Raw genomic sequence first — 17059 nt, 5'->3', positions numbered from 1 at the left:
GGCAAGGTGACCACGGCGGCGGCAAGGTGACCACGGCGACGGCAAGGTGACCACGGCGACGGCAGAGCCACCCGTCGCGGACACCTGCCGGGGAAGTAGCCGGCGTGGTGGCGCGATGCGGGGCCGGACACTGTGACGCCGATAGTGACCCACAAACCCACACGAATCGGCTGTCCACTCGGCGACCTCGACGGCAAGGAGGTGCGACGCCGGGAGTCAGCTGAGGAGGTGGACGAGTCCTCCGGCCCAGGTGTCGAGGTAGCCGACGGCGCTGTGGACGGCCCAGCGCTGCGTGAGGTAGCCCGTGGTCTCGATCAGTGCGATCCATACGGCGGCGATGAGGAGAGTCAAGACCGTGTCGACGGCCCACGAGTCGTTCTGCTGTTCGATTCTCCCTCCTCCGAGGTTGGCGCCGAGCGCGCCGCAGGCCGCGCTGCCGAGAACGGCCCCGGCGTAGAAGTCTCCGAGGATCCCTCCCAGGACCAATCCGATCGGGAGCCCGACCAGTAGCGTGATCATCTCGAAGAGCAGCGGGAACGCGACCACCTCCGAGCAGCGGGTGATCTTCATCCCGGCGACGGTGACGGCAGCCGCGATGCCCAGGGGGAGCAGGGAGGCTCCGGTGAGGTAGGACCCGTCTGCGGCGGAATGAGCGGCGCCCATTCCCAGGGTCAGCGGGAGGAAGAACGCCAGCAGGCCCAGCGTCGACTGGACTACGTGAGGCCACCACCGCCGTGGCTCAGGCGAGTCCGCCGCCCCGGCATGCTCTGTCGCTTCCGGGCGGTCGTCGCGGGTGACGGCGGAAGGCGCCGGCGAGGTGGGCTTTACGTCGACCGCGCCCTGTCGGGAGCGGCCTTCGCCCGGTGCGTCGTCGACTCCGGCCTCGGTCGCGGAGTGCTGGGCCGGGACGGGGGGTCGCATGGCGCGGAGGCGGTCCAGGGCCTGTTCCGCCGTGGGGCGGTCGGCCGCCGCGGGCGCCAGGAGGGCTTCGAGGAGTTCGGCCAGCAGCCCTGAGCCCGGTTCGAACAGCGGCCGCTCGTAGAGCGTGGCGTGGACCGTCGCTCCCGGGTTGTCGCGGTGGAACGGTCCCCGTCCCCGGTGCGCGAAGTAGAGGGTGGCGGCCAGGCAGAACAGGTCCGACGCCTCGGTCGGAGCCTGCCCGCGCAGGCGTTCCGGGTCGAGGTAGCCGGGGGTCCCGATCAGGGCGCCGCTCTGGGTGAGGGTCGTGTCGTCCGCGTGCACGGCGATGCCGAAGTCGACCAGCGTCGCGTCGCCGGCCGCGTCGATCAGGATGTTGCCCGGCTTGAGATCCCGGTGCAGCACGCCGTGGGCGTGCACGAACGTCAGGGCCGTCAGCAGCTGTTCGGCGAGCGCGGCGGTGCGGTCCTCGGTGAGCGGACCGTCCCGGTGGACGGTCTCCTTGAGCGAGCGTCCCTCGATGAGCTCCATCACCAGCCAGGGCAGGCCGTCGACGGTGATCAGATCGCGCACGGACACGATGCCCGGATGTGGTGGCAGCCGGGCGAGCGTACGGCCCTCCCGGCGGGCACGTGCCACCAGCTCCTCGGGGACCTCGGCGGTGCCGGTCGTGGCGACGAGGAGCTGTTTCAGCGCGACGTCGATCTCCAGGTGCCGATGGTGGGCACGCCAGACCCTGCCCATGCCGCCGGAACCGAGCTGTTCCTCGAGGACGAATCGGCCGTCGACCACGTCTCCGGCGCGATACTCGCCTCCCACCCCGTACTCCCCCTCATCGCCGCCTCGGCCTCCGCTCCGCCCGAGTGCGCTACCGACCTTGCATCAGTGCCGTACCGCGCGCAAGGCCGTTGTCCGATGGCGAGCGGACCGTCATCGTTCCGCGACCTGTTCGGGCTCCGGCCGTTCACCGGCGGGCATCGCCGCGACCAGCAGCAGCGGGACGGCGGCGACGGCGAACAGCGGGCCGGGGCCCGCCCAGGTGGAACCGAGCGCGTAGGCGGCGTAGATCACCACCCCGACGACGTCCGTTCCGAAGCCGGCCACCGAGGTGACGGTCGCCCGGGACTCGTCGCCGATCTGGTCCTGCAGCCGCGCGTCGGCGTTGCTGGTCGCCCACTCGAAGGCGCAGAAGGCGAGGGCGACGAGCACCATCCCGGCCGCCCGGCCGCTCGCCGCGCCGAGGGCGAGGCATCCGGCGGCCACCATGAGGATCGGGACCGTCCATCGCGTGCCGCGCCCGGCGAGCCAGCCGCCCGCCGTCATGCCCGCCGTGACCAGCAGGACGAAGAACGGCGTGGCGGACGCGGGAGCGCCGGTCGACCGGGCGAGGAGGGGGACGTACTCGTCGAGGGCGCCGGCGACGCCCATCAGTACCGAGACGATGAGCAGCGACCGGCGGACCGAGGGCGCGCGGCGGATCTCGGCGAGGCCGTCCCGCACCACCTGCCGGTACGCCGGGCCCCGCTCGGCGCGGCCCCGCGAGTCGGGCAGCGTGCGGGCGACCACCGCGCAGCACAGGCACGCGACCACGCTCGCGACCCCCACGGCGGAGTAGCCGCCGACGGCCAGGACGGGTCCTGCCAGAGCGGTCGCGGCCGGCACCGCGAGCATGCCCATGGCGTGGGTCCGGCCGATGACGCGCGGATAGGCGTCCGACGCGCCGGTTCGCGTGAGCTCCTCGTACACGAGCGCCTGCAGGGTGCCCGAGCGCAGTGCGCCGCCCGCGCCCCAGAGCACGAAGCCGAGCGCGAACGCGAGGTACGACGGGGCGAACGTCCACAGCGCGAAGCCCACGCCCTTGACGAGCGGGGCGATCACGAGAAGGGACCGGCGGGAGAAGATGTCCGCCCATACTCCGCTGGGGATCTCCAGCGCGAAGGACGTCACCGACCAGATGATGAACAGCGATGAGATCGCGGCGGCGGACAACCCGGCCTTCGCGAACAGCACGGCGTAGACCGGATACAGGACGATGAAGTCCTCAAGGAACGCGTAGGAGTACAGCCTGCGCGTGAGTCTCGACTTCGATGAAGATCAATGTCGTCGTCTCATGGCGGCAGCGTACGACACCGGCGCGTGGAAGCAGAAGCGATTTCGTCGAGTCCTCCGCCGGTGCGCGGTACGGCGCCGCGGAGGTGGGTCGGCTGATCGCCCCCCGGCCGCCCCTTGGCCGCCCGCCTGCCGGGGGCCGCCTGACGCCGCCTCAGGGGCGGCTCGCGCCGGGTGTGGGGGGAAGGATCCGGCACAGCGCGTCGAGGGCCGCGGCGTATCCGTGGTCCGGCGGGGTGGCGTAGCCGACGACGAGGCCGTCGTGGACCGGCATGGTGGCGGACGGGTGGCGGAAGCCGGCGAGCCCGTCCAGGGCGATCGACCGCCGGGCGGCGGCCTTGACGGCGGAGCGCTCGGTGCCGGGCGGCAGGTGCAGGACCGCGTGCAGCCCGGCGGCGATGCCGGTGAGCGCGATGTGCGGGGCCCGGTCGGCGAGGGTGGCGACGAGGCGGTCGCGACGGGCCCGGTAGCGCTGGCGCATGCGGCGGATGTGCCGGTCGTACTGCCCGGAGGCGATGAACTCGGCGAGGGTCAGCTGGTCCGTCGCGCTCGCCCAGGCCTCCCGCTCGCCCTTGGCCGCCAGCACCGGCTCGACGAGATCCTCGGGCAGCACCATCCAGCCGAGCCGCAGCGCCGGTGACAGGCTCTTGCTGGCCGAGCCGAGATAGACGACCCGTTCGGGGTCGAGGCCCTGGACCGCGCCGACCGGTTCCCGGTCGTAGCGGAACTCGCCGTCGTAGTCGTCCTCGAGGATCACGCCCCCGCGCGTGCGGGCCCAGTCGACCGCGGTCACGCGCCGCTCGGGGTGCAGCGGCCCTCCGGTCGGGAACTGGTGCGCCGGCGTGAGCAGCGCCGCCCGTACGCCCGTGAGGGATCGCAGCTCGCCGGTACGGGCCCCGCACTCGTCCAGCGTGAGCGGGACGGTACGGACGGAGGCGGCCTCCAGGACGGAGCGGTGGAAGGCGAGCCCGTAGGACTCCACCGCCAGCGGGCCGCGCAGGACCCGCCCGCCGAACAGCAGCCGCAGCGCGTGGGCGAAGCCGGAGCACACCACGATCCGGCCGGGCGTCGTACGGACGCCGCGGGCGCGCGCCAGGTACTCGGTGAGGGCGCGGCGCAGTTCCGGGCGGCCGCGCGGGTCACCCGGGCCGAACGCGTCGTTCGGCGCGGCGTTCAGGGCGCGGCGGGCGGCGGTCAGCCAGGCCGCGCGCGGGAACGAGGCGGCGTCCGGCTGTCCCTGCCGCAGGTTGTGCTCCGGTGGGGCCGGCCGCGCGGGCGCCGTCACCGGCGCGCGTGCGGACCGTACGGGCTCGGCGCGCGGTGCCACGCGGGTCCCCGATCCCTGCCGGGCGATCAGCCATCCTTCGGCGACCAGCTCCGCGTAGGCGTCGGCGACCGTGTTGCGGGCCAGGCCGAGGTCGGCGGCGAGGGAGCGGTACGGGGGCAGCCGGGTGCCCGGGGCGAGCCTCCCGTCCCGTACCGCCTCCCGCAGCGCGCGGATCAGGATCGCGCGGCGGCTGCCGGGACCGCGCAGCTCCAGATGCAGGTCACTGCCGATCCGCCGCGCCGAATTGACCCATGTTTCCGCCATGAGAATGCACCTTATCCAAGGTCTTTCCCGGCCCTAGCGTAATGATCATGACAAACGTGAGCGCCCTGACCACCCTGAGGTCCGTCGTCCGCGGCCGGGTCCTGCTGTCCGGTGACCCCGGCTTCGACGCCGCCCGCCGCCCCTGGAACCTGGCCGTCGAGCAGCCGGTGGCCGCCGTCGTCGAGGCCGCCGACGCCGACGACGTCGCCGCGCTCGCCCGCCATGCCCGCGCAGCGGGACTGGGCATCGCCACCCAGCCGAACGGGCACGGGGCCACCGGCCGTACCGAGGGCACGATCCTGCTGCGCACCGGCCGGCTGGACACCCTGGAGATCGACCCGGCCGCCCGGCGGGCCAGGGTGGGGGCCGGTGTGCCGTCGGGCCGGCTGCAGGCCGCCGCCGCCCCGTACGGCCTGACCGGCCTGCCCGGCAGCTCCCCGGTCGTCAGCGTCACCGGCGTCGCCCTCGGCGGCGGGCTGAGCTGGTTCGGCCGCGCGCACGGCTGGGTCGCCGACGCCGTCACCGCCTTCGACGTCGTCGACGCCGAAGGGCACCAGAGGCACGTCACCGCGCAGACCGATCGCGACCTGTTCTGGGCGCTGCGGGGCGGAGGCGGGGACTTCGCGATCGTCACCGCCCTGGAGCTGACCCTGCATCCGGCGCCCCGCCTGTTCGGCGGCCGGATGCTGTGGCCGGCCGAGCACGCCCCGGACGTCCTGGACGCCTACCGGCGGATCACCGCGACCGCGCCGGAGGAGCTGACCGTCTGGCTGGACCTGCTGCACTTCCCCGGCGCCGCGCCCATGGTCGCCGTGGACGTCACCCACCTCGGCGCGGAAGACGAGGCCCGCGACCTCCTGCGCCCGCTCGACCACCTCCCGCGCCCCCTGTCCGACGGCAGGAGGATGATGCCGGTCAGCGAGATCGGGACCATCACCGCCGAACCCACCGATCCGGGCGCGGGCCTGTCCCGCGGCGAGCTGCTCACCGGCCTCGACGACGTCGCCGCCAAGGCGCTGCTCGCCGACCCCATCGCGCCGCTGCTCAGCGTGCAGGTCCGCCACCTGGGCGGCGCGTTCACCCGCCCGTCCGACACCCCGCACGGCCCCCTCACCGAGCCCTACGCCCTGTACCTGTTCGGCATCCCGGCCGACCCGGCGACCGCCCGGGCCGTCGCCGGCCGGCAGCGCGCGTTCGCCGAGAGCCTCCCGGTCAGCGGCCGCAAGCCGCTCACCTTCCTCAACCCCGGGGAGACTGCGGCCGACGCCTTCGCTCCCGCCGCGCTGGCCCGGCTGCGGGACGTCAAGCGCCGCCACGACCCGCACGGCGTCTTCCGCAGCAACGTCCCCGTGCTGCTCTGACCGTCCCGCCGGTCCACCCGACCGATCGGATCGTCCTTCTAAAAACAACATCTGTTGATGATAGATTCGCGGTTCTCGGACGGAAGGGGACGACGATGACCGTGATGGAGCAGGCCGCCCAGGCGATGCGGAAGCTCGCTCTCGACGAAGGCCTCAAGGATCGGGTTGCGGCGGATCCCGCACTGCGCGAGGTGGCCTGGCGGGTGGCCGGACGCTACGTCGGCGGTCAGACCATTGCCGAGGCGCTCGACCGGGCCGCCCTGCTCAATGCGGAGGGCCGGTCGGTCTCCCTCGACTACATGGGCGAGAGCTGCCGGGACGCCGACCTGGCCGTGGCCGAGACCGAGGTGTTCCTGGACCTGTCACGGCAGGCCGTGGCCCGTGGCGTGAACTGCTCGGTCTCCCTCGACCTGTCCCACATCGGCTCGGTGGTGGATCGGGAGCTGGGGTTGGCCAACGCCGCCCGCCTGGCGGAGGCCACCGCCGCCGCGGGTCAGGAGATGATGATCTCGATGGAGGGATCCGACCGCACGGACCTCATCCTGTGGACTCACGAGCGCCTCTGTGAGCGTTTCGACCACGTCGGTGTCACCGTCCAGGCCCGCCTGCACCGGACGGCCGAGGACCTGCCCCGCCTGCTGCGGCTGCCCGGCCGCATCCGTCTGGTGAAGGGCGCCTACCTGGAACCCGAGTCCGTCGCCCATCCCCGGGACAGCCGTGAGCTGCGGGCGGCCTACCTCGCGTACGCGACCGACCTGCTCGACAGCGGCCATCCCTGCGCGATCGCCACCCACGACCTCGACCTCCTCGACGCGTTGCAGCCGCACCTGCGGGGGGAACCCGGCGCGTACGAGGTGGAGATGCTGTTGGGGCTCGGCGTCGATCAGCTGCGGGCGATGCAGGAGCGCGCACACCCGGTCCGCGAGTACATCGTGTTCGGCACCCAGTGGTGGCTGTACCTCTGTAACCGCATCGCCGAAGACCCGGCCCGCCTGTTCCAGGCCCTGGTGGACGCCGTCGGGTGACCGTCACCGGGTGTTTCCATCTGGTTCGTGCGGGTACACGCACCGCCGCGAAGGGGTGCAGGTAAAGGCCAGAAGGAGGCGATTGATCGTGAGCAGCACCGGCAAGGACCGCCCGCCGGAGCGCGACCGTGGCGTGGGCGCGCACTCCGGCCACGAGGTTCAGCCACAGGAGCGCGTGGTCCCCGGCACGATGAGCGCCGCGGAGGGATACGACACCGAGGCGGAGGGCACCCGGCAGGGCGATCCGCTGTCCGGCGTCGAGACCCGGCCCGGCACGGCCTCCCGTGAGGCGGGGCTCACCGACGAGCACGCATCGGACACCAACCCCGACGGCACCCCGCGCCCGCGGGACTGAGGCACCGCCTATCCGGCGGGACGCTCTGGAGCGGACCGCGCTCCGGGTGAACCACGGACCACCCGCGAACGTCTCTTCTGCTGACGCGACGGCGAGAGGCGGTTCGCATGGTGTCCAGACGTGCCTTTCTGCTCGGCGGGGCCGGGCTCGGAGCGGTCGCCGTGACGGGAGGGGGCGGCGCCGCCCTCGTGGAGGAGGACGTGCTGCCGGGGAAGGTGGCGTTCGACCGCGCCCTCGGGCGCTGCGGATCGCTGCCCACCCCGCCGCGCACGCCGGGTGTCGTCCAGACCCAGACCTTCGCCTCACGCCGGCGCGGAACCGACGTCACGGCCGTCGTCGTGCTCCCCGCCGGCGTCAGGTCGCTCTGGCACCTTCCGGTCGTCGTCGCAATGCACGGCAACGGTGGCTCGGCGGCGTCCGCCGCCAAGAACCTCCGCCTCGACCGTTACCTGACCGACGCCGTGCGCACCCGCGCGGTCGCGCCGTTCGCGATCGTCGCGGTGGACGGCGGCCCCGACACGTACTGGCACCGGCGCGCGAGCGGCGACGACCCGCTCGGCATGATCACCGAGGAACTGCTGCCGCGGCTGCGCCGTCAGGGGGCCTCGACGGACCGGTTCGGCGTGTGCGGCTGGTCGATGGGCGGGTACGGCGCCCTCCTGCTGGCCGAGACGGCGGGCGCTCCGCGCGTGGCCGCCGCCGTTGCCTCCTCCCCGGCGCTGTTCCCGTCCTACGGCAACGCCCGCCGGACGAACCCCCGGGCCTTCGACGACGCGGCCGACTTCGCGCGGAACGACGTCTTCGCCGGCCTGGACCGGCTGAAGGGCGTGCCGGTCCGGGTCGACTGCGGCACCAGCGACCCGTTCGCGCCGATGGCCCGCCGGCTCCGGAGGCGGCTGCGCCCCGAGGGGGCGATGGGCGGCGGATGCCACGACGGCGCGTTCTGGCAGCGGCACCTGCCGGACCAGCTCACCTTCCTCGGCCGTCACCTCCGCTGATCCGCCCCCAGGCGCTAGGACTCCAGCGTCCGGGCGACGGCGTAGGACACCACCTCGGACAGGTCACCGCTCCGCTGGTGGACGTCCCACTGCTGCTCGGCGCCGTTGCCCCGTTTGAGCACACCGAGCAGGAGGCCCTCGACCGTGATGAGGTCGCCGTTCTCCGCCAGGACCGGCGTGGTGTGCTCGACCAGTGCCCGTACGACGGTCTCGGCGGGCGCCGGACGGCCGGTGAGCGGGTGCACCAGGTCGTGCCGGAGACCGGACCGGGACGCCCGCCAGGTGGCGAGCCTCAGCTGGGACGCGCGCATCGGCGGCGCCGGCCGCCCGGCCCGCCAGGCGCGGGCGGCGGTCTCCACCAGCGCGCCGACCAGGGCGGCCACCAGCAGGGTGTCGTCCATCAGCAGGCAGACGTCGGCGACCCGGATCTCGACCGTGGGGTACCGGCGGGACAGCCGTGCGTCGAAGTAGACCATCCCCTCGTCGAGGATCGCGCCGGTGTCCAGCATCTCCTGGACGGTCGTGCGGTAGGACGCCGGCGTGCCGAACAGCTCGGTCGGGCCGGATGACGGCCAGCGTCCCATGACCTGCCGGCGGTAGCTGGCGTAGCCGCTGTCCCTCCCCTGCCAGAACGGGGAGTTCGCGCTGAGCGCCAGCAGGGCCGGGAGCCAGGGGCGGATGCGGTCGAGTACGGCGACGCCCTCCTCGGGGGACTCGACCGCGACGTGGACGTGGCACCCGCAGATCAGGTGCTCGGCGGCGGTGAGGGCGTACTCCCCGGCCATCCGCACGTAACGCTCCTCGGGCGTGATCGTCGGCCGCACCGGCAGCGGGGAGGTCCCGAGTGCGGCGAGCGCCACGCCCTGGGCCTGGGCGGCCGCCGCGGCGCTGTGGCGCAGGGTGCGGATCTGGTCGGCGAGTTCGGTCATGGACGAGCACGGGCGGGTGCCCGTCTCGAGTTGCTCGCTCTGCAGCTCGCTCTGCAGCAGCCCGTCGGTGCCGCCATGCGGCAGGCCGGCGTGCCCGTGCCGCCCGGGCCGGAGCACGGCGTCGGCGGCGGCACGGGGCCGTCCGCTGTTCGGGTCGACGAGGAGGAATTCCTCTTCCACTCCCACGGTTCGCGTATCCACTATGACCTACTGTGCCATTTTGTGACGGCAGAAAAGTAAAGCCATGACATCTCCGTTTCTCGCGGCGCCAAAAGACCGGCTCCGTGATCGTTGACCAGCACCTCCCGCTTCACGTCAGCCTAAATCGCGGAACGCTTTCATTTGCCGGGTATCGACGAATCTGTGAGTTTGGTGTGTGGATCAGTCATTGGTCGGTGAGCTCCCGGCGAACGCGGTAACGATCACGGCGGACGCCGCGCTCCCGGCCGACCGGGACAATCGACGGCATGTGGTTCGGGATCCTGGGCTCCCTGGAGGTCCGGTCGGCCGATGGTGAGGTCGTCCCCGTCGGCGGCCCGCGCCCGCGCGCGCTCCTGGTGATGCTGCTGCTGCACGCGGGGCGCACGGTCGCGGTGGAACGCCTCGTCGACGCGCAGTACGGCGACGAGCCTCCGGCCGGAGCCGTGAACGCCGTCCAGGCCCAGGTGTCCCGGCTGCGGCGTCACCTGCCGCCGGGGACGCTCCAGTTCGGCGGGACCGGGTACCGGCTCGCGGTCGACCCCGACGACGTCGACGCGCACCGCTTCGAGCGGGTGGCCCGGGAGGGACGGCGACTGCTCAGCGCCGGGGCCCATGCGGACGCCGCCGCGGCCCTCAGCCGGGCGCTCGGCCTGTGGCGCGGTCCCGCACTGGCCGACCTGCCCTTCGCCGACGCGGACAAGGCCCGCCTGGAGGAGTTGCGGCTCGCCACGGCCGAGGACCTGTTCGAGGCGCAGCTCGCCCTGCCCGACGGCGCGCCCGTCGCCGAGCTGCGGCGGCTGGTCGCCGAGCACCCGCTGCGCGAGCGGCTCCGCTGCCTGCTGATGCGCGCGCTGCACGCGGCGGGACGGCCCGCCGAGGCCCTCGCGGTCTTCGAGGAGACCCGCCGGCTGCTCGCCGAAGAACTCGGCGCCGACCCGTCACCGGAGCTCGCCGCGATCCAGCTGGCCGTCCTGCGCGCGCAGCGGCCGGACCCGGTGCCGCGCCGGCGGCCGACGGCACAGCTGACGAGCTTCGTCGGCCGGGACCGCGAGCTCGCGCGGATCGGCGAGCTGCGCGACGCGCGGCTGATCACGATCCTGAGCCCCGGCGGCGCCGGCAAGACCCGGCTCGCGATCGAGGCGGCGGGCCGGGACCCGTACGAGGCGGTCTTCGCGGACCTGTCCCCGCTGGAGGACGGCGACCAGGTGCCGCGGGCGGTCCTCGGCGCACTGGGGCTGCGGGAGACCGGCTTCCAGCCGATCGAGGCACCCGATCCGGTCGGGCGGCTCGTCGCGGCGCTCGGGGACCGGGAGCTCCTGCTCGTCCTCGACAACTGCGAGCACGTCATCGCGGCCGCCGCGGCCCTGGCCCGCCGGGCGCTGGGCGAGTGCCCCGCACTGAGGATCCTCGCCACGAGCCGGGAACCGCTCGGGATCACCGGTGAGACGCTCGTGCCGCTGCCTCCCCTGGACGTGCCCCCGCCGGGGACCGCGCCCGCCGATGTGCCCGGCTACCCGGCCGCGCGGCTGTTCGCCCACCGGGCGGCGGCCGTACGGCCCGGCTTCGTCCTGACGCCGGACAACGCCGGGGCGGTCGCCCGGATCTGCGCGGCCCTCGACGGGCTGCCGCTCGCCATCGAGCTCGCCGCGGCCCGGCTGCGCACGTTCCCCGTCGAGGAGATCGCCCGACGCCTCGCCGAGCACGACCGGTTCCGGCTGCTGTCGCGCGGCGACCGTACGGCGGCGGCCCGGCACCGGACGCTGCGCGCCGCCGTCGCGTGGAGCTGGGACCTGCTCACGCCGGAGGAGCGGGCGGCGGCCCGGCGCTTCGCCGTGTTCACCGGCGGCGCCTCGTTCGAGGCGGTCGAGGCGGTCTGCGGTGAGGACGCCGCCGACGCACTGCCCGACCTCGTGGACAAGTCGTTCGTCGAGGCGGACGGCGCTCGCTACCGGATGTTCGAGACGATCGGCCTGTTCTGCGCCGAGCGGCTCGCCGAGACCGGTGAGCCCGAGCGCGTACGCGCCGCGCACGCCCGGCACTTCCTCGACCTGGCCCGGCGCGCCGACCCCCACCTGCGCGGCGCGGACCAGCTGGAGTGGCTGGCCCGGCTCTCCGCCGACCACGACAACCTGATGGCGGCCCTGCGCTGGTCCGTGCGCGAGGACCGGGAGACGGCGATGCGGCTCGTCGCCGCGCTCGGGGCGTACGGCTGGCTGAGCGGGCGGGGTACCGAGATCCGCAGGGCGGCCGCCGAACTCCTCGATGCGCCCATCGAGGGACTCGAGGAGGAGTACGTCGCCTGCGTCACGCAGGCCGTGCCACGGATCGATCCGGCGCACTGGGAACGGGCCGGGTCGATCGTACGGTCCTGGGACCGGCCGCCGCGGCATCCGTTCACCGCGGTCATGTGGGGCATGACGGCGGGACCACCAGGACCGGACGGTGCGAACGAACGCGTGCTCGGCGGCGACGACCCCTGGAACCAGGCGCTCGGCGGGTTCAGTCTCGGCCTGATCACGCTGCTCGGCGGCGACCCGGCCGAGGGCGAACGCCGGATCGAGGACGCGCTGACCCGCTTCCGTACGCTCGGTGAGCGGTGGGGGACCGCCCAGGCGCTCGACTGGCTCGCCGTGAGCGCGGCCCGCCGCGGTGAGTGGGCCCGTGCCCGGGGCCACTGGGACGAGGCGATCGCGCTGTTCGACGAGCTGGGCGCCGACGAGGAGGTCGTCGACGTCCTCATGCACCGCGCCGAGGCGCTGACCCGGGAGGGCGACCTGCCCGCCGCCGTCGCCGACCTGGACCGCGCCGGGCACCTGTCCCGCCGGGCGGGCCGGACGGACGCGCCCGCATCGGTGCACCTGGGCCTGGCCGAGATCGCGCGGTTCCACGGTGACCTGCCCGAGGCCCGCCGCCGCCTCGACGAGGCCCGCCGCGTGGCCGGGGACGCCGGGTTCGGTGTCGAGGCGACCCAGCCGTGGCTGTACACCGCGCTGGGCCGGCTCGCCGAGGCCGAGGGCGACGCCGACGCGGCGCGGACCTGGCACCGGCGCGCCGTCGCGGCCGCCCGCGAGTCCCCGATCGCCGTCGACCTCGCCGACGCCGTGACCGGTCTGGCCGGGATCGCCGCGGGCGACGGTGACGGAGAACGCGCCGCGCTCCTGCTCGGCGCGGCGGTCGCGCTGCGCGGGACGACCGTCGCCCGCGACCGGGACGCCGACGATGTCGCCGCCCGCGCCCGTGACCTCGTCGGCGCGGAGGCGTTCGCCGCGGCGTTCGCGCGCGGCGCCGCGATGTCCCGCGCGGAGGCGCTGACAGCCGCCGGCGAGACTGTCAGCGGATGGCGGACGGACTGTCAACGCCCGCCGCGAGAGTCGGGGACATGAAGAACACGGCAGTCCTCATCTCCGGCGCGAGCATCGCCGGCCCCGCCCTCGCCCACTGGCTGAGCCGCTACGGCTGCACCGTCACGGTCGTCGAGAAGGCGCCCGCGCTGCGCCCCGGCGGCCAGGCCGTCGACTTCAAGGGCGAGACCCACCTGAAGGTCCTGGCGCGGATGGGCATCCTCGACGAGGTGCGCCGCCTCCAGACCGGCGCGCACGACACCACCTTCATCGACGCGGAGGGCCGGCCGCAGGCCGTCATGCCCGGCGAGTTCACCGGCGGCGACATCGAGATCGGCCGCGGCGACCTGGCCGCCCTCCTGTACGAGCGGACCGCCGCGCGGTGCGAGTACGTCTTCGGCGACTCGATCACCTCCCTCACCGAGACGGCGTCCGGCGTCCACGTCACCTTCGAACGCGGCGCGCCCCGCACCTTCGACCTCGTCGTCGGCGCGGACGGCATCCACTCCAACGTCCGCCGCCTGGCCTTCGGCCCCGAAGAGGACTATGTGCGCTTCCTCGGCCACTACTACGCCCTCGCCGACGTCTCCGCCGCGGTCCCCGCGGCGCAGAGCGTGATGTACAACGAGCCGGGCCGCATGGTCTCGCTCTGGGGCAACAAGGCGTCGGCGTTCTTCGTCTTCGCCTCCGAACAGCTCGAGTACGACCGCTGGGACACCGGCCGGCAGAAGAGTCTCCTCGCCCGCGCCTACGACGGCGCGAAGTGGCGGGTTCCCGAGATCGTCGCCGCGGTGTCCCGCGCCCCGGAGTTCTACCTCGACTCGATCAGCAGGGTCGAGATCGACCACTACGCCAAGGGACGGGTCGTGCTGCTCGGCGACGCCGCGTACGGCAACACCCTGGGCGGCTTCGGCACCGGCCTGGCCATCGTCGGCGCGTACGTCCTGGCCGGGGAGCTGGCGGCGGCCGACGGCGATCACCGGACGGCGTTCCGCCGGTACGAGGAGGAGCTCCGGGGCTACGCCAAGGTCGCCAGGAAGGGCAACGCCGGGCCGTTCCTCGCCCCGCCGACCCGGCGTCGCATCACGATGCGCGACCAGATGTTCAAACGCCGGCTCCTGCTCAGGTCGATGCTGTGGATGACCGACAGGTTCGCCTCGAACATCGACCTCAAGGACTACCCGGCCCCGGCCGAGGCCGCCCGCCGCTGACGGCGGTGGGTGTCGAGCCCGAACCCGCCACACTCGGACGCTGCCCTGAAGGGACGTTCACACGCCGCCCGGCATCAGACGGGAGACGGCCGGCGAGGGCGCCGGTGTCGGCGCCCTCGCCGGGAACGGGGTCACCGGTCCGCGTGCTCGAGCTCGCCGTGAGCCTGGGCCGCGAGGTCCTGCCCGTCCGCCCAGGTCTTGAGCCGCTCGGCGTAGGCCTGCTGGATCATCGGGTAGAAGCCCTGCCCGAACAGCACGCGCAGGGGCGGGTCGTCGGAGTCGACGATCGTGAGGAGGGTCCGGGCCGCGGCGGCCGGGTCGCCGGCGGGCTGCCTGCCCGCGACCGCGGCGAGGCGCCGGCGAAGACCGTCGTAGGCCGGGTCGGGCTCGGCCATGTGGCCGTTGGCGAGGGGATCGGGGTTCTTGCCGGACCTGGTGGCGAACCCGCCGGGCTCGATCACGGTCACCTTGATGCCGAAGTCGGCGACCTCGCCGGCGAGGGCCTCGTTCAGACCCTCCAGCGCCCACTTGGAGGCGTGGTACGCGCCACCGAGCGGCATCGCGATGAGGCCGGCGGCCGAGGACAACTGGATGATGTGCCCTGAGCCCTGCGCGCGCAGGTAGGGGAGCGCGGCCTGAACGACCCACACCGCCCCGAACAGGTTGGTCTCCAGCTGCTCGCGAAGTTCCTGCTCCGTCAGCTCTTCGACCGCGCCGACCTGGGCGTATCCGGCGTTGTTGACGATGACGTCGAGACGGCCGAAGTGTTCCTTGGCCCGCCGCACACTCTCGAAGGCGGCGGCCCTGTCGGTCACATCCAGCTCGAGCGGAAGCACCGCGTCGCCGTAGGCGGCGACCAGGTCATCGAGAGTGCCGGCGTTCCGGGCGGTCGCGGCCACCTGGTCGCCGCGGGCCAGGGCGGCCTCGACGAAGTGGCGGCCCAAGCCGCGCGACGAGCCGGTGACGAACCAGACCTTGCTCATGACGACATCCCGTTCTTTCCGCGGTGGCGGCGGTCCGGGTCCGGGTCCGGCTCCTGGCCGCCGCTGTCTCTGTCTCACCCCCAAGACACACGCTCTGGCGATGCCGTGACACCCACCGAGTGTGACCCGTGTCTCTCCGGCCCTGGTCAGCCGGGCCGGGTGGTCGGTGCCTCGCCGACGACGCGGTATCCCACGCCCGGCGTCGTCGCGATGACCGGCGGGTCGCCCAGCTTGCGGCGCAGCCGGCCGATCGTCACCGCGACGGTGTTGGTGAAGGGATCGGCGTGCTCGTCCCACACCTGGTCGAGCAGGTCCTCGGCGCTGAGGAACGCGGGCGCCGCGCGCAGGAGCGCCTCCAGGACGCCGAACTCCTTGACGGACAGGTCGAGGTGGCGGCCGTCGCGGGTGACGACGCGTCGCACGGGGTCCAGTTCGATCCCGGCCGCGCGCAGCGTACGGGCCCGTGCCGAGGGCCGGCGGCGCGCGAGGGCGCGCACGCGCAGGACCAGTTCGGGGAAGTGGAACGGCTTGGCGAGGTAGTCGTCGGCTCCCAGGCTCAGCCCGCTGACGCGGTCGCCGGGCGTCCCGGCCGCGGTGAGCATGAGCACCAGGGGACGGTCGTCGTGTTCCGTGATCATCTGGCAGAGCGTGTCACCGTGGACGCCGGGCAGGTCACGGTCGAGGACGACGACGTCGTAGACGTTGCGGTCGAGCCTGGCGGCGGCCTCCAGCCCGTCGTGCGCGGCGTCGACGGCCATGCCCTGGTCGCGCAGCCCCTCGACCAGGACCTCGGCGAGGGACCGCGCGTCCTCGACCACCAGGACCCTCATGCCGGCACCGCGGTGGCGAGCGGCAGCGAGACGGCGGCGCGCAGGCCGCCCTCGGGGCGGGCGCGCAGGTCCAGCGCGCCGCCGTGGGCCGTGGCGACGGCCGCGACGATCGACAGGCCGAGCCCGGTGCCGTCGCCCGTACGGGTCCGGTCGGCGCCGAGCCGCCGGAACGGCCGGGCCAGCTCCGCGACCTGACGGGGGTCGAGGGGATCGCCGCCCGTCTCGACGACCAGGTGCGCGGTCTCGCCGTCGTCCGCGGCGGCGACCCGGATCCAGCCGTGCTCGTGGTTGTGCCGGATCGCGTTGTCGATGAGGTTCTCGACCATGCGGCCCAGCAGGGCCCGGCTGCCCCGTACGGGCACGTCCTCGCCGAGGGCCTCTTGGACGGTCAGATCCCTGGCGGCGATGTCGGCGGTCCGGGCGGCCACCGTTTCGGACACGAGACCGGCGAGCGACAGCGTCGCGCGGTCGGGAAGCTCGCCGTGCTGGGCCCGGGCGAGCGCGAGGAGCCCCTCGAGGAGCCGGTCGATCTCGTCGAGTCCGGTGCGGAGCCGGTCGGCGAGGGCGACGGTCTGCGGTGGCGCGGGCTCCGGCTTGGCCATCGCGACGTCCAGGGAGGCCCGCATCGTCGTCAGCGGGGTGCGTAGTTCGTGGGACGCGTCCGCGACGAAGCGCCGCTGGGCCGCGAAGGCGCCCTCCAGGCGTTCCAGCAGGTCGTCGATGGTGTCGGCGAGATCCTTGACCTCGTCGGCCGGGCCGGAGACGCTCAGTCGCTCGTGCAGGTTGTCGGCGGTGATCCGCCGGGTCGCCGAGGTGATGGTCCGCAGCGGGCGCAGCACCCGGCCCGCGACGAGGCGCCCCAGCACGATCGACACGACCACCATGACGGCCAGGGCGACGGCCGCCCCCGCCAGCAGCCGCCGCGTCTGGTCCGACTGCTGCTCGGCCAGTTGCCGCCGCAGCCAGGCGATCTGCGCCCGAGCCGGGGTGGGGCCGGAGGGGGCCGGCTCCGTGCCGGGCGCCACGCGGGAGACCCGCGTCGGGCCCAGGACCACGCCGCCCGCGATCGCCAGGAGCAACGCGCCGGACCCGAGGAACACGGTGACGTAGAGGGCGGTGAACCGTGCTCGTACGGTGCGGATCCCCATCCTCACGGTTCCCTCCCCGGTGTCCGTTCCCGTGCCGGTGACAGCATGCCGGGCCGGGC

The 17059-nt window shown here is 73.9% G+C and carries 13 protein-coding genes; 6 read left to right on the top strand and 7 right to left on the bottom strand.

Annotation, left to right across the window (positions count from 1 at the left end; genetic code table 11):
- Positions 1–216 precede the first annotated feature (216 nt).
- From NE235_RS29555 to pdxR, 3 genes are all read right to left on the bottom strand, one after another.
- Entirely contained in the window at positions 217–1737 is a 1521-nt protein-coding gene (locus NE235_RS29555) for a protein kinase domain-containing protein (RefSeq protein ID WP_252808638.1), read from the bottom strand.
- 111 nt (positions 1738–1848) lie between these two features.
- Positions 1849–2928: an MFS transporter gene (locus NE235_RS29550; RefSeq protein WP_252808636.1), complete on the bottom strand. Its 1080-nt coding sequence runs from the start codon at positions 2926–2928 to the stop codon at positions 1849–1851.
- Positions 2929–3181: 253 nt separating this feature from the next.
- Entirely contained in the window at positions 3182–4618 is a 1437-nt protein-coding gene (gene pdxR, locus NE235_RS29545; RefSeq protein WP_252808634.1) for a MocR-like pyridoxine biosynthesis transcription factor PdxR, read from the bottom strand.
- Between the two features lie 47 nt (positions 4619–4665).
- On the opposite strand from pdxR, the gene NE235_RS29540 reads away from it, so the two are divergent.
- The 4 genes from NE235_RS29540 (at position 4666) to NE235_RS29525 (ending at position 8357) form a co-directional block, all read left to right on the top strand.
- Entirely contained in the window at positions 4666–5979 is a 1314-nt protein-coding gene (locus NE235_RS29540) for an FAD-binding oxidoreductase (protein WP_252808632.1), read from the top strand.
- A 95-nt stretch (positions 5980–6074) separates the two neighbouring features.
- A complete protein-coding gene (locus NE235_RS29535) occupies positions 6075–7004 on the top strand; it encodes a proline dehydrogenase family protein (RefSeq protein ID WP_252808630.1) in 930 nt (309 codons plus the stop codon).
- Positions 7005–7092: 88 nt separating this feature from the next.
- Complete coding sequence (locus NE235_RS29530) at positions 7093–7359, top strand: hypothetical protein (protein ID WP_252808628.1); 267 nt, start codon at positions 7093–7095, stop codon at positions 7357–7359.
- 107 nt (positions 7360–7466) lie between these two features.
- Positions 7467–8357: an alpha/beta hydrolase gene (locus NE235_RS29525; RefSeq protein ID WP_252808626.1), complete on the top strand. Its 891-nt coding sequence runs from the start codon at positions 7467–7469 to the stop codon at positions 8355–8357.
- A gap of 14 nt (positions 8358–8371) precedes the next feature.
- On the opposite strand, the gene NE235_RS29520 is transcribed toward NE235_RS29525, so the two are convergent.
- Positions 8372–9487: a glutamate--cysteine ligase gene (locus tag NE235_RS29520; protein ID WP_252808624.1), complete on the bottom strand. Its 1116-nt coding sequence runs from the start codon at positions 9485–9487 to the stop codon at positions 8372–8374.
- A 266-nt stretch (positions 9488–9753) separates the two neighbouring features.
- Between NE235_RS29520 and NE235_RS29515 the strand changes: the two genes are divergently transcribed.
- Together NE235_RS29515 and NE235_RS29510 are read left to right on the top strand one after the other, a co-directional pair.
- On the top strand, positions 9754–12870 hold the full coding sequence (locus NE235_RS29515; protein ID WP_252808623.1) for a BTAD domain-containing putative transcriptional regulator: 3117 nt from the start codon (positions 9754–9756) through the stop codon (positions 12868–12870).
- A complete protein-coding gene (locus tag NE235_RS29510) occupies positions 12867–14039 on the top strand; it encodes an FAD-dependent monooxygenase (RefSeq protein WP_252808622.1) in 1173 nt (390 codons plus the stop codon). Before NE235_RS29515 ends, NE235_RS29510 begins: the two co-directional genes overlap by 4 nt.
- A gap of 131 nt (positions 14040–14170) precedes the next feature.
- Here the strand turns inward: NE235_RS29510 and NE235_RS29505 are convergent, their stop codons facing one another.
- The 3 genes from NE235_RS29505 to NE235_RS29495 form a co-directional block, all read right to left on the bottom strand.
- Positions 14171–15022 carry an SDR family NAD(P)-dependent oxidoreductase gene (locus tag NE235_RS29505; protein ID WP_252808619.1) on the bottom strand — a complete coding sequence of 284 codons (852 nt, stop codon included), beginning with the start codon at positions 15020–15022 and terminating at the stop codon, positions 14171–14173.
- 146 nt (positions 15023–15168) lie between these two features.
- Positions 15169–15852 (bottom strand): response regulator transcription factor, encoded by a 684-nt coding sequence (locus NE235_RS29500; protein WP_252808617.1) that lies wholly within the window; start codon positions 15850–15852, stop codon positions 15169–15171.
- Positions 15849–17000 (bottom strand): sensor histidine kinase, encoded by a 1152-nt coding sequence (locus NE235_RS29495; protein WP_252808734.1) that lies wholly within the window; start codon positions 16998–17000, stop codon positions 15849–15851. The genes NE235_RS29500 and NE235_RS29495 overlap by 4 nt, the downstream gene beginning before the upstream one ends.
- Between the last annotated feature and the right edge of the window lie 59 nt (positions 17001–17059).

It is taken from the genome of Actinoallomurus spadix (genome assembly GCF_024055725.1).
GTDB lineage: Bacteria > Actinomycetota > Actinomycetes > Streptosporangiales > Streptosporangiaceae > Actinoallomurus > Actinoallomurus spadix.
Note: the sequence above shows the minus strand (reverse complement) of the source record. Positions and strands in the feature narration are given on the sequence as shown.

Excerpts from the sequence above, each read along its gene's own strand:
- pdxR (WP_252808634.1), bottom strand. The coding sequence starts at position 4,618 with ATGGCGGAAACATGGGTCAATTCGGCGCGGCGGATCGGCAGTGACCTG.
- NE235_RS29540 (WP_252808632.1), top strand. The coding sequence starts at position 4,666 with ATGACAAACGTGAGCGCCCTGACCACCCTGAGGTCCGTCGTCCGCGGC.
- NE235_RS29535 (WP_252808630.1), top strand. The coding sequence starts at position 6,075 with ATGACCGTGATGGAGCAGGCCGCCCAGGCGATGCGGAAGCTCGCTCTC.
- NE235_RS29525 (WP_252808626.1), top strand. The coding sequence starts at position 7,467 with ATGGTGTCCAGACGTGCCTTTCTGCTCGGCGGGGCCGGGCTCGGAGCG.
- NE235_RS29515 (WP_252808623.1), top strand. The coding sequence starts at position 9,754 with ATGTGGTTCGGGATCCTGGGCTCCCTGGAGGTCCGGTCGGCCGATGGT.
- NE235_RS29510 (WP_252808622.1), top strand. The coding sequence starts at position 12,867 with ATGAAGAACACGGCAGTCCTCATCTCCGGCGCGAGCATCGCCGGCCCC.
- NE235_RS29505 (WP_252808619.1), bottom strand. The coding sequence starts at position 15,022 with ATGAGCAAGGTCTGGTTCGTCACCGGCTCGTCGCGCGGCTTGGGCCGC.
- NE235_RS29500 (WP_252808617.1), bottom strand. The coding sequence starts at position 15,852 with ATGAGGGTCCTGGTGGTCGAGGACGCGCGGTCCCTCGCCGAGGTCCTG.
- NE235_RS29495 (WP_252808734.1), bottom strand. The coding sequence starts at position 17,000 with ATGGGGATCCGCACCGTACGAGCACGGTTCACCGCCCTCTACGTCACC.